Origin of the sequence: Cucumibacter marinus DSM 18995, from assembly GCF_000429865.1 — a bacterium.
GTDB classification, from domain to species: Bacteria; Pseudomonadota; Alphaproteobacteria; order Rhizobiales; family Devosiaceae; genus Cucumibacter; species Cucumibacter marinus.
In genome coordinates, this window is the sequence record NZ_AUCR01000001.1 from 600,489 (window position 1) to 612,378 (window position 11,890).

General features: G+C 62.9%; 10 protein-coding genes and 1 tRNA gene. 8 read left to right on the plus strand and 3 right to left on the minus strand.

Annotated features, from left to right (window positions below; genetic code table 11):
• Window positions 1–3: 3 nt before the first annotated feature.
• Window positions 4–1,662 carry a gamma-glutamyltransferase gene (locus tag G489_RS0103060; RefSeq protein WP_210162560.1) on the plus strand — a complete coding sequence of 553 codons (1,659 nt, stop codon included), beginning with the start codon at window positions 4–6 and terminating at the stop codon, window positions 1,660–1,662.
• Between the two features lie 3 nt (window positions 1,663–1,665).
• Here the strand turns inward: G489_RS0103060 and G489_RS0103065 are convergent, their stop codons facing one another.
• Genes G489_RS0103065 through G489_RS0103075 form a run of 3 tightly spaced genes read right to left on the minus strand, consistent with a single transcriptional unit; the run spans window position 1,666 to window position 5,954 of the window.
• Window positions 1,666–2,865: an efflux RND transporter periplasmic adaptor subunit gene (locus tag G489_RS0103065; RefSeq protein ID WP_029040277.1), complete on the minus strand. Its 1,200-nt coding sequence runs from the start codon at window positions 2,863–2,865 to the stop codon at window positions 1,666–1,668.
• Window positions 2,866–2,869: 4 nt separating this feature from the next.
• Window positions 2,870–5,227, minus strand: a complete 2,358-nt coding sequence (locus tag G489_RS0103070; protein ID WP_035871384.1) for an ABC transporter permease — start codon at window positions 5,225–5,227, stop codon at window positions 2,870–2,872.
• Window positions 5,228–5,246: 19 nt separating this feature from the next.
• Window positions 5,247–5,954, minus strand: a complete 708-nt coding sequence (locus G489_RS0103075; RefSeq protein ID WP_029040279.1) for an ABC transporter ATP-binding protein — start codon at window positions 5,952–5,954, stop codon at window positions 5,247–5,249.
• Window positions 5,955–6,132: 178 nt separating this feature from the next.
• Here G489_RS0103075 and G489_RS0103080 point away from each other — a divergent pair.
• The 7 genes from G489_RS0103080 to G489_RS22665 all read left to right on the plus strand — a co-directional run.
• A tRNA-Ser gene (locus tag G489_RS0103080) sits at window positions 6,133–6,222 on the plus strand.
• A 373-nt stretch (window positions 6,223–6,595) separates the two neighbouring features.
• A complete protein-coding gene (locus G489_RS18875) occupies window positions 6,596–6,826 on the plus strand; it encodes a helix-turn-helix domain-containing protein (RefSeq protein ID WP_035871218.1) in 231 nt (76 codons plus the stop codon).
• A complete protein-coding gene (locus G489_RS0103095; protein ID WP_029040280.1) occupies window positions 6,826–7,713 on the plus strand; it encodes a hypothetical protein in 888 nt (295 codons plus the stop codon). Before G489_RS18875 ends, G489_RS0103095 begins: the two co-directional genes overlap by 1 nt.
• 282 nt (window positions 7,714–7,995) lie before the next feature.
• Complete coding sequence (locus G489_RS0103100; protein WP_029040281.1) at window positions 7,996–8,274, plus strand: hypothetical protein; 279 nt, start codon at window positions 7,996–7,998, stop codon at window positions 8,272–8,274.
• Window positions 8,271–10,559: a phage tail tape measure protein gene (locus G489_RS21565; protein ID WP_051332249.1), complete on the plus strand. Its 2,289-nt coding sequence runs from the start codon at window positions 8,271–8,273 to the stop codon at window positions 10,557–10,559. The genes G489_RS0103100 and G489_RS21565 overlap by 4 nt, the downstream gene beginning before the upstream one ends.
• Entirely contained in the window at window positions 10,559–11,662 is a 1,104-nt protein-coding gene (locus G489_RS0103110; protein WP_029040282.1) for a helix-turn-helix domain-containing protein, read from the plus strand. The genes G489_RS21565 and G489_RS0103110 overlap by 1 nt, the downstream gene beginning before the upstream one ends.
• Window positions 11,655–11,890: hypothetical protein (locus tag G489_RS22665; RefSeq protein ID WP_210162561.1), on the plus strand; the 236-nt coding region annotated here is incomplete at its 3' end. The genes G489_RS0103110 and G489_RS22665, both read left to right, overlap by 8 nt.

Consider the following 11,890-nt stretch of genomic DNA (forward strand, 5'->3'; position numbering starts at 1 on the left):
ACAATGAGCGGCTCCTTCATCGCCGATCAGGGCATCAAACCCATGGTCACCGGCCAGCGTGCCGCGGTTTCGACCGGCAATCCGATCGTTACAGGGGTTGCACATGACGTGCTCAAGGCCGGCGGGAACGCTGCCGATGCGGCGGTCGCGGCCGCGATCACGCAGGCAACGGTCGAGCCGCATCTGACCAGCCATGCCGGGATGATGACCTGCCTCTATTACGAGGCGGCGACCGGCAAGGTGCATTACCTCAATGCCACCGGCACACTGGCGCCGGATCTGCCCCCCTTCCGGCCCCTCAATGGCGTTGGCGGATTCGCCCCGCCGGGCCAGCCCGGGCCGCAGGCTGCTATCCCCGGTTTCATGCCGGGCATGGGGGCCCTGCATGAGCGCTTCGGCACGCGCGAATGGGCAGAGCTCGTGTCGCCAGCAATCGACTGGGCCGAAAACGGCCATCCGGTCTCGAGCTTCGAATATGGCGTCAATGTCTTCGAGATGCCGTTCTCGACCTATTTCCCCTCCTCCCGTGCGGTGATCATGCCGAACGGTCATCTGGTGCCCGTCGGAGAACGCATGGCCAATCCCGCGCTCGCCGAGACCCTGTCGGCACTGGCGGCGGAAGGGCCGTCGCTGTTCACCACCGGCCAATGGGCGCGCGACTTCGTTGCCGCGGGCAATGATCTCGGCTGGGGGGTGCGCCTCGATCACATGAGTGCCGTACCGCCACGCTGGGACGAGCCGATGCGGTTTGCCCATGGCGCGGACGAAATCGTCACCCTTTCCCCTCCCGAGCGGCAGGGCGTGTTCTGCGCCTTCACGCTTGGCGTCATGCGGGAACTGGGCGTAACCGGGATGGAGCCCTCCGGCGCCGATCATCTTTACTATCTCGGCCATGTCATGCGCATGGCCGAGCAGCTATGCGGCTTTGTGCACGATCCTGAGATCTTCGAATCCCCGGCTGCACTGGCCACCGATCCCGATTATCACCGGCAGATGGCCCGGCTCCTCAAACAGAGCCGCCCCAAATCCGATCTCAGTGAGCATATGCGCCTCACCCAGGGGCCGGTCGCGCAAACCGGCGCCGGCGTTCCCAAGCGCATGCGGCAACCTGCCGGGAGCTGCGAAATCTCGATCGTCGATGGGCAGGGAAACTGGGTCCAGCTGATGAACTCGCTGCAATCGGGCGGCATTCCCGGCATGGCCGTGGGCGGTGTCGTGATGATGGGCTCGCATTCGATCGAAGCGATGAATTCGCATTTCGTCGGCTGGCGCGTGCCCGGCTCGCGCATGCGCTCGATTGTCGGCAATACCTTCATCATGCGCGATGGCGCGCCCCGCCTGTCGCTGGGAACGCCGGGCAATGTCTATGCAACCGTGGCCCAGATGCTGATCAACATTCTCGATTTCGGCATGACCCCGCCCGAAGCTTCCGATGCGCCGCGCGCCCTGCCGCTCACCGAGGACTACCGGCTCGAGGTTGAAAGCCGGCTGACACCCGACGCCGTTGCGGGGCTAACCGCGCTGGGCATCGCCCTCACGCCGAGCCCCGAATGGGACTGGAACATGGGTTCGTTCCAGATGTGTTGGCGGGACGCCGAAACCGGCACCTTGTCCGCTCACGCGGATTTCCGACGCACAGGCGCCGTCGCCGGCATCGCCTGACCGCTATTCCGCTGCTGCGCGGTCTGCGACGAGGCTGCCTTCCCCGATGCGGTCATTGGGGTGCAGAATCACCGGGGTGCCCTCTTCGATGGTTTCATCGAGCGCGGCGGTGTTTGCATTGCGCGGACCCAGTTTCACCGGCCTCAAATGCGCCGTGTCGCCCTCGACCGTGAACATCGCCCATTCGTCATTGTCGCGGAACAGCGCTGCCGTCGGCACCAGATAGGCATCCTCGATCCGCTGTGTCTCGATCCGCACGAACACCCGATAGAGGTGGCCGAGGCTCTGCCATTCTTCCTTGGGTGTCGTGATATCGAGATGCACCCGCACCCGTTGCTCCTCGATGCCGAGTGCGGAAACCTTGGTGAAGCCAATCGGTTCGATCCGCGTCACCTTGCCTTCAAGCACCGCATCGCGCCCCCAACCATCGATGGTCGCCGGCGCGCCCGGAGTGACCTGCACCGCATCGGTCGAAAGCAGATCGACCACGACCTCGAGGTCACGGGGATTGCCGATGGACATCACAGGGCTGCCCGCGGCGATCGACCGTGAGCTGTCGCTGGCAATCTCGAGGATTTCACCATTGGCGGGCGAGCGGATCTCATAACGGCTGAGTTCCGGGGACACCCCGTTTGGCCCCAATAGCCGCGCCTCGGCCTGTTCAAGCTGGCGTTCGCGCATCGACAGCGCTGCCGTGGCATTGTCGACCATCACCCGGCGCTGTTCGAGCTGGGCGCGGGTCTGCGCGACATCGCGGGCCGTCACCAGCTCGCGCTCGAGCAGCGCGTTCATGCGGTCCATTTCACCCTGCCAGAATTCGAGGTCGGATTTTGCGCCTGCCAGTTCGGCCCGGGCGGATCCCACAGCGGCCTCGGCGGCCCCGATGGATGCCTGCGCTTCCACGCGGCTGCGCTCGTCGAGGAATCCCGATTGCTGGGGGATGATGGTGGCGATCACCTCGTTCTCATAGACCGGATCGCCAACCTTGAGGGGAATGCGTTGCAGGTCGCCCGTTACCGGTGTCGAGACCTGGTAGAGGTCGCGGATACGCACCAGCCCCTCCTCGTTGACGGTCACCGTCAGCGTGCCGCGCTCGACATGGCCGAGATCGACCCCGATGGGCTGTGGGCGGAACGCCCAGACCAGTCCCGCGCCGATGGCGGCGACAACGAGGACGGCGATGATGATCTGACGCCATTTCATCGGGTTACTCCCGGGTTTTGAGGACTGCGATCATGTCGAGGCCGGACACACGCCGCTGAACGACAAAGGCGGAGACGGCGGTGGCCGCCATAACGACGAGCGCCGCTTCGGCATATGTGGCGGGGCTGACATAGAGCGGGATGCGGAACAATTCGCTTGTCAGCCCTTCGGAGACCGCGGCGGCCATGCCGTAGCCGAGCAACCACCCCACAGGAATCGCGATCAGGGTGAGAAGGATCAGTTCGCTCAACAGGATGACCGAGACTTCCGCCTTTGTGAAACCGAGAACCCGGAGGCTTGCCAGCTCACGCGCGCGCTCGGATAGCTGGATGCGCATGGAGTTGTAGACGACGCCGAAAACGATCACGACCGACAAAAGCACATAGACGGCGCGGCTGATGCCGAGGTTTTCGCCAATGGTTTCCCTGAAAAGTCTCAGGGATTCCCGTTGCAGTGTGATACCCGCAATCACCGGCAGCGCCTTGACCGCGGAATAGAGCTCATCGGTCTTTTGGGTGTCGAAACGCAGATAGGCGCCATTCGCCAGAGGGCCCTCGCCAAGGGCCTGGTTGAGAGCGCCGATCTCCATATAGGCGCCAACCCCCATATATTGCTGCACGATCGCGGAAACCGGCAGGAAGATGGTCTTGTCGCTGCCATCGAGCAGCTCAATTTCCACCCGGTCGCCTCGGCCCACATCGAGCAGCTTGGCCATCAATTCCGAAAGCACCAGCCCGCTCTCCGGCAGGCCGACCGGGTCGAGATCAAGGTCGATGACCCGGCTGAGATCGGCATTGGCGAGTTTGCCGGTTATCGCCGCGCGCTTCTGCTTGCGCCCGTTTTTGAGCTTGACCGGCACTGTGCGGTACGGTTCGACCGTCATCACACCGGGCAGGCGGCGAACGCTTTCAAGGCCGGTGGGGGTGACAGGTTTGGCGAAGACCAGGCTCGCCTGTTGCCGATCGGCGCGGAAATAAGTCGCATCGATCATGAACTCCATGGAATCCCCGGAGAATTGACCACCGACAAGCAATCCGCCCGACAGCGCGATGCCGAACACCGTCAGCGCGCCACGCACGGGCCGACGCGACAGCGACCTCAGTGCCATGGTCAGGCCCTGTGGCACATGCCGGGTGAGCCCGAGGCGGTCGAGGAAAAAGCGCTTGTACACCGCCGGTGCCGGCGGGGCCATGGCAACGGCGGGCGACAGGGCAACCGTCTGGCGCACGGCATGCAGGCTTCCCACCACCGCCGAAACAATCGCCGCGGCGCCGGAGATGGCGAACACATCGGGCCGGTCCTGGAACAGCAGGAACGGGAATTTGAAGAACTCCGCATAGACCACAGCAAGTCCGCGCGCGGCCCAGGCCCCGAACGCCCAGCCCAGCAGCGTGCCGCCCACCGCGATCAGCAGGCAGAACTTCACATAGTGCCAGGCGATGGTCGCCGAGCGGTACCCAAGCGCCTTCAACAGGCCGATCTGCTCGCGTTCGAGCGCGATCAGGCGCGAAAGGGTCATGTTGACGAGGAACGCGGCCACCCCGAGAAAGATCGGCGGCAGCACATAGCTCATCGCCTCGAGGCCGGTGAGTTCGGATTCAAGGAAGGCGTGGGAGATTTGCTCGTCCCGCCCATAGGCCCCCTGCCCGCCATAAGGCTCGAGGATATCGTCGATCGCATCGACCACGGCCGCCTGGTTCGCGTTCCTGCCGAGCTTGATCGAGACCGCGTTGAACGCACCGGTGAGATTGAAAGCCGCTGCCGCATCGGAATAGCGCATCCACACGACGCCGAAGCGCTTGTCGTCCGGCAGGATATCGCCGGGGCCGACCGAATAGATGAACTCGGGCGAGAGCACGAGACCGGTGATGGTGAGGGTCCGCTTGACCCCGCCCATGACGGTCGACAGCGTATCGCCAGGCTCGAATTCATGGGCGAGCGCAAAGGCCTCCGAGACGACGACCTCGCCCGCATGGGTGGGGTCGGGCAGCCGGCCCTTTTGCAGGAACAGGCGGTTGAGCGCGGACTCCCCTTCATCGGGAATGGTCAGGATCTGACCGGCTGCCGGCTCCGTCATCCCTTCGATCTCGAGAACCGCTGTCTGCTGGATGCGTGCATCGGCCCGCGCCACGCCGGGGATCGCCTCGATCCGGTCAAACACGCCATTGGGCACGCGGGTTGCCCCGGCGAACAAGTCGGCAAAGCCATAGCGCTCGTAATAGGCGGCGCGGGTTTCCGAAAGCGCGCGATAGGTGCCGACGCCGAGCAGCAGCGTCATCACGCCGGCCGCCGCCACAAGCCCGATCGCGGCGGCCTGGGCCCAGAGCCGGCGATAGTCGCGCAGCAATTTGCGGTCGAGCATCTTCACCAGGACACCTCGTTCACCACGACACCTCGGAGGGTTTTAGTCGCTGCTCATTGCTTTTCTCGTCGACAATCTTGCCGTCGGCCATGAACAGCACCCGATGGGCGATGCGCTGGATTTCGGCATTGTGGGTGATCACCACCGTCGTCGTGCCAAACTCGTCGTTGATGTCGGTCAGCGCTTCGAGCACGGTCACCCCGGTCTTGCTGTCGAGCGCGCCGGTCGGTTCGTCGCACAACAGCACATTGGGCCGCTTGGCAATGGCGCGGGCAATCGCCACGCGCTGCTGCTCACCGCCCGAAAGCTGGGCCGGGAAGTGATCCATGCGCGGCCCCAGCCCGACCCGGTCGAGCGCCTCCTCGGCTTTCATCGGGTTGCCGGCGATTTCGGTGACCAGCGCCACGTTTTCCCGTGCCGTCAGGCTCGGCACGAGATTGTAAAACTGAAACACGAAGCCGACATGCTCACGCCGGTAGCGCGTCAGCCTGGTCTCGCTCATGGCAGTCAGTTCGAGATCGCGAAAGAAGGCCTTGCCCGAGCTCGCCTTGTCGAGCCCGCCGAGAATGTTGAGAAGCGTGGATTTGCCGGATCCCGAATGGCCGAGCAGCACGGTCATCTCTCCACGAGGGAGCGACAGGGTCGTGCCGCGAAGGGCGTGCACGGCCGTTGCCCCCGACCCGTAGGTCTTGGTCAGCTCTTCGGTGCGAAAGGCCGCTTCGCTCATCTCAGTGATCCCGTTTGCGAACCATAGCAGAGCGCAGCTGCGGTGCTAATGCCTTGACCAGGATCAAGTTTGCCAAAACGGTCAACGAGCGGGCCAATCCGGGCGCCTCAGGCGGTGAATTGGAGAAAACCGGCAAAGTCCCTTGCATCGCGCGGACGCTCGGGCTAAACGCGCTCTCGGAGAGGTGGCCGAGTGGTCGAAGGCGCGCCCCTGCTAAGGGCGTAGGCGGGGAACCGTCTCGAGGGTTCGAATCCCTTCCTCTCCGCCATTCCCCATTGAAATATATAGATATTTTCCGGGAATTTGGCCCCGTCCCCACTTGGTTCCCACTTAACCTCGGGCCTTGATCCTGGCGGCGCTCTCAGCTTTGCCGGCTGATCCAGTGAGATGGGCGATTATGGGCTCGACGGTTAACCTCTTGACCATCGGCCCCGCGTCGGGCAACGTCATTGTGGTCCAGCATTGTCGCAGCTTGGACTCCTGCCTCGGGCGGAGACAAATAGAAACGTCACTGCCCAGCCACCATTGGTGGCCTTGAAATGTCTGCCCAGCCACCTCGGTGGCATTTTTGATTGATTGATGGACATGCGACGTCGCCGCGCCCTCGGGCGCAGGGTCAATTGGTCAATTGGGGGGCAGAAATGCTTTCTGAACACGAAGAAGACTACCTCGTTACGAGGCGCGGCGCCGCACGGAAGCGGCGCGCATATTCACCTGCTGAAGCAGCCGCCGAGCTCGGCATCTCGCGATCTCATCTTTATCGCCTGCGCAATGAGGGACTGATCAAGTTCTCCAAATTGCTGGGTCGTACTCTGATCACAGAGTCTGAGATCGACCGCGTCGTGGCCACCCTCGAAGAGGAGGCCAAATAATGCTTCACAATCTGAATTCTACGACCGAGCAGGTGCTTGCTCAGGCGCCGAAATCGGTGCGCAAATTCATTGAAGACCGCATCGACGCCGACACCGCCATGAATGCTGGGGTGGGAGCGCTTCATGATCAGGTTATGGAGCGCGTGAGTTCGATTGAGAACATCAAGCGTGAGATCAATCACCTCCTGCGCTCAACTCCTCGCGCTGATGAATCTCGGGTCGACGAGCAGCGCAAGAAGCTTGAACTCAAGCAAGAGGAGCTCAAGCGCTATCGCGCGTCGCAGGCCGCTGCCAACGACAAATGGAGCGCATCCCAGCGGCTCACCGATAGGTTGATCAGTTGGCTGCGTGAGCAGAACCTGTCCAACCTCAAGGTGGTCGAGCCTAAGCTCAAAAAGGGCGACACGATTGAATCGGTCCGCGCCGAAATCGAGAGGCTCGATCTGGACGCTGAGCATGTGCGCCGCGCGCCACGGAACCGCACCGCCCTGATCCGTGAAATCTCGGCATCTGTCGATGCGATTGCGGAGCAGGGAGCACCCGGAATTGACCCTCGCATCCGCGATCGTGATCCAACCGACTTGAGCAATCTGCTTTCAATGCAGCTCAACGGCGACTCTTTCATCGGCGACGGCGGGACCGCGTTTTTCGCCTGGCTCATGAAAGACGAGATCAAGGCGCGGCTTGTCGAATTGGTCCCGGCGGACGGTCCCGACGTTTTGACCGACGAGCAGCGCCTCAGCTCGTTGACGCAGATCGGCGTCGAGCGCCTCCGCCTCGAATATGTCGAGGAGCGGCTCATCCGCCGCGCTGAGGCGGAGGACCGGGTCGTTGTTCGGCGGGAGGAAGCATCTGCCTGCGCGATCTTGCAGGTGGAGGTGTCCTGATGAGTACCCGCATGAATTATCACCGCGCCCGGGGTCGGGCGCGGATGGCTTCGCACGGCTCAATGGACGTGAATGAGGCCGAAATCCCGGGGCGCTTTTACACGCCCCGGCCCCGCCCGTCTAAGGCTAGCCAGCGCGCAGGCCTTTCCGCCGCCATCGCGGCAGTGACGCGGCGCATTGAATGCCAATCCTGCGGCCATTCTGCCTCGGTCGCCCTGCCGCCGGCCAAACTTGGTCGGCGGCTTCGGTGCTCCCAATGCGGCGAAACTGCGGGGGTGGTCAATGAGCTTTGATCTCAAGCATCCATTTCAGTCGCGTGGCCGCATGGTTCGACGGGTCGGCTTCAAAAAGCTGACCACCGTCAAGCTGGCAAAGGTCCAAAACCGGCAGGCTTGGACCATCCGCCGCCTCGGTCGCAACCTCTCCCATGACGAGATCGGGTGGATCCTGCTGGTCGAGCTCACTGAACTGACCAAGGCCGAGGTTGAGATGCTTCACCAAGTCGACGCCTCAGCGATCATCCGGGCACTCTCAATCAACATCGACAGGTTCAATCAATGAGCAGCACCCTGATGTCATCGCTGGTTGTCCAGCTTATCGACCGTGTGACGGGGCCGGCGCAGAAGGTCACCAGTGCCGTCAACCGCATGAATGCGGCGGGCGGCCAGCGCGGGCCGAATTTCGCCGAGCGCATGGCGATGAGCCAGGCGCGGATTGGCAACGCAATCGATCAGAACAATCGCGCGCTCAATGCAAGCCGCGGGCGTCTGATCGATGCTGTCGGCGGCTACTACATTCTTGATCGCACCATCGGCAACACAATCCGCACCACGGCTGATTTCGAGACCGCTCTGAACCGCGTGAGCGCGGTCTCGGGGGCCAGCGACGAGGAACTCGCCAAGCTGTCGGATCAGGCGCAAGAGCTCGGTCGCACTACCGCCTTTCGGGCTTCGCAGGTCGCCGGAGCCATGGAATACCTCTCGATGGCGGGGTTCAAGGCCAATGACATCATGGAGGCCCTCCCGGCGACGCTCAACCTTGCATCGGCTGCACAGCTCGATCTCGGGCAGTCCGCCGATATCGTCTCGAATATTCTGACCGGCTATAACAAGGACGTTTCCGAGCTCGGCGGGGTCACCGATGTTCTCGTGAAGGCCTTCACCAGCGCCAATACCGATCTCAATCAGCTCGGCGAGGCGATGAAATATGCCGGCCCGATGGCCAGCGCCGCCGGCGTCGATTTCGAGACCGCTGCGGCGGCCCTCTCGCTAATGGGGAACGCCGGTATTCAAGCCAGCATGGCCGGCACATCCCTCCGCGGCGCGATCACGCGGATGCTGAACCCAACCGCCAAGGTACAGGCGGCGATGGATCAGATCGGGCTGAATTTTACGGACGCCGAGGGAAGCCTCCTGCCGTTAGACCAGATTATCCAGCAACTCGAGCCCCACTCTGACGATGCCGGCTTGATGATGGAGCTATTCGGTCAGCGCGCCGGCCCGGCCATGACCGCGCTTGTCACCCAGGGGTCGGACGCCCTTCGCGATCTGACCACTGAGCTTGAGAACAGCGGCGGCACCGCCGCCGAGATTGCGGCCAAGCAGTTGGAAGGACTCAACGGCTCCCTCATCAAGCTCGCATCGGCGGTCGAGGGTATCCAGATCGCAATTGGCGAAACCTTGGTGCCCGCGGTGACGGCCATGGCCGAGGCGATCACGTCCATGACCGGCCCTATCACCGAGCTCATCAGCAAGCATCCGACGCTGACGAGGGCAATCGTCGGCACTGCCGCGGCCATGGTGTCGCTTAAGGTCGCCGCGGCTGCCCTGACCTTCGCCGGCCTGATCGGCAAGGGCGGCGCTCTCTCGCTTCTCCGCGTCGGCTTCAAGGGTGTCGGCCTAGCGGCCATGCCCGTCGCCGGCTATTTCGAAACTCTGGCCATGCGCTCGGCGATGGTCACAAAGGCCACAGGTCGTCAGCCGGGGATATTCGCCCGCCTGGGCGATGCCCTGTTGGTCCTTGGGCGCTCGCCGCTCTCCGCTGTGCGCAATTTGCTCCCGGTGATCTCGCGCCTTGGCTTCATCGGCGCGGCGGTCGGCATGGCGGCAACATGGATCGTCAACAATTGGAGCGGGCTGGTCACGTTTTTCCAGTCGTTCTCGACGGCCTTCACGACCGCGATGGAGCCTGTGTGGCCGGTCCTCGATCAATTGGGCATAGCCTTCGGGGAGACCTTCAAGGGGCTGATGCCGATTATTCAGCCGGTCCTCGACGGCATCAACGGCTTGTGGAACGCAATCACCGGCTTGCTTGGGCCAGTCGACGAGAGCGGCGAAAGCTGGCGCTCATGGGGCACCACGCTCGGTACGGGCGTCGCTGCACAGGTGATCTCCCTCACCAACGCTATCCAGTCTATGGCGCGATGGCTTGAAAACGCCTGGAAATGGGCAACCGATCTCGTCAACGCGCTAGCACAGATCGGCGGGGACGCATGGAACGCGACCACGGGCGCCGTAGGCGGGGCATGGAATGCCGCCGGGGACGCCTGGAACTCCTTCATGGGGGGCGGCGACCAAGGCAAGAGCCATCGCGCCCACGGCGGCCCTGTGTTCCCCGGGCGCTCGTTCCTCGTCGGCGAGAATGAGCCCGAGGTTTTCACCCCGGGCTCCGTCGGTCGCATTACGCCGGTTAGCCAATTGGGCGGCCAGGGGATCAGCATCGGCGACATTCACGTCCATGGGAGCACCGATCCGGTCGCGACCGCGCGGGCGGTGCGCGACGAGCTTGTCAATGAACTTGAGGCGGCCGTTCGTGGCCTCTTTGATGACGCGGGGGCACGAGCCTGATGACCAGCCCACCTTTCAAGCCCACCCACTGGCAACAGAATGTGATCAGCGCCATCGGCGTGACCCGCAGAAGCAAGCATGTGAACAGCATGACCTATCTTGCTGCCGCCGTGGCCACCGACTTCGCCTGCTTCGCAGACAAGACGGGCCTGCTGTTTCGATCAACGCAGGATACCGCGGACCTCCTCGGTGCTTCTCGCAGCAAGGTGCGTGAGGCCATCGAGCAACTCAAACGCGCCGGGTTGGTCGAAATCTCTGAGACCAAGAAGGTGTCAAACAAGAAGTCCATCGGTCGCAACGCGACGACCTATCAACTCCGCATGGTCAGCATTGACGCACTTCTCAACGGCGAGGACAGCGACAATGATTTGGCCCCCATAGGGGCCAAAACTAATGAGGCAATTGTGGCCCCCATAGGGGCCATCGATTTGGCCCCCATAGGGGCCACCACAGTAGAAGAAAGGGTAAACGGCGCGGGCGCGCGCGTGAACGCGCGCACCGCGCCTACTATTACCACTGTCTCTGTGCCTTATTCTGCTACCTCTGAGAGCGATGGCGAGAGCGCGCCTGATGGCGCTCTCGCCACGCTCGAGCCCGACACCGAGCCCTCTCGCGACGACTACCCCACACTCGGCTCCGACGAGTTCGGGCAGCCTGTCACGCTGGAGGATCTCGCATCCCTCGATCATGAGGAGCGTTCAGCTAACGCCGATAGTGGCCCGGATCAGTTCATTAAAGTCGGCTACTCAATCGAAAGAATGCAAGAACTGCACGGTGAGCGCCTGGCCGATCCAGATCAGTTCAACAACGACCTCCTTGACGGCTTTTACGACGGAGATCCGCAAGCCGCGCGCCGGGCAGCTCACACAGCAGCCGCTTTGCTTTACGAGGCTGGCCACGACGCACCAGATTTATGGCCCGATCATCTCAGAATTGCCCTCGGCATGATTCGAGAGGTCACCGAACTTTGCGGCCTGAGATTCGACCCGGAAAGCGTCCGATCCGACTATATCAGGCTGATCGGACAGGAGTGGCGATCCATCAGTGATGCTCATGAAAAGCAGAACGCAACCGACAACTTTGGAGAAGCTGCAAATGGATAACGTGGTTCAGCTTTCCGCTCGTCGCCCGGCTCGGTCAGAGCCGTCTCACTCCGAAAAGGGTGCCGTCGCGCCGGTCACAAGCCTGGCGCTCGTGCTCCGATCTGCGCCGCGGCGGTTCTCGCCCTATCAAGTCGCCCTTGATCTTCTTGCCCCCGGTTCCAGACCGGCAGCCGTCCCGATCTGGAACGAGCGCAAGCGTGGGTTTCTTGAGCTCCTGCATTCCTATGG

Coding starts and splice junctions, on each gene's coding strand:
- G489_RS0103060 (WP_210162560.1), top strand. CDS start 4: ATGAGCGGCTCCTTCATCGCCGATCAGGGCATCAAACCCATGGTCACC.
- G489_RS0103100 (WP_029040281.1), top strand. CDS start 7,996: ATGAGCTTTGATCTCAAGCATCCATTTCAGTCGCGTGGCCGCATGGTT.
- G489_RS0103065 (WP_029040277.1), bottom strand. CDS start 2,865: ATGAAATGGCGTCAGATCATCATCGCCGTCCTCGTTGTCGCCGCCATC.
- G489_RS0103110 (WP_029040282.1), top strand. CDS start 10,559: ATGACCAGCCCACCTTTCAAGCCCACCCACTGGCAACAGAATGTGATC.
- G489_RS0103070 (WP_035871384.1), bottom strand. CDS start 5,227: ATGCTCGACCGCAAATTGCTGCGCGACTATCGCCGGCTCTGGGCCCAG.
- G489_RS0103095 (WP_029040280.1), top strand. CDS start 6,826: ATGCTTCACAATCTGAATTCTACGACCGAGCAGGTGCTTGCTCAGGCG.
- G489_RS0103075 (WP_029040279.1), bottom strand. CDS start 5,954: ATGAGCGAAGCGGCCTTTCGCACCGAAGAGCTGACCAAGACCTACGGG.
- G489_RS18875 (WP_035871218.1), top strand. CDS start 6,596: ATGCTTTCTGAACACGAAGAAGACTACCTCGTTACGAGGCGCGGCGCC.
- G489_RS21565 (WP_051332249.1), top strand. CDS start 8,271: ATGAGCAGCACCCTGATGTCATCGCTGGTTGTCCAGCTTATCGACCGT.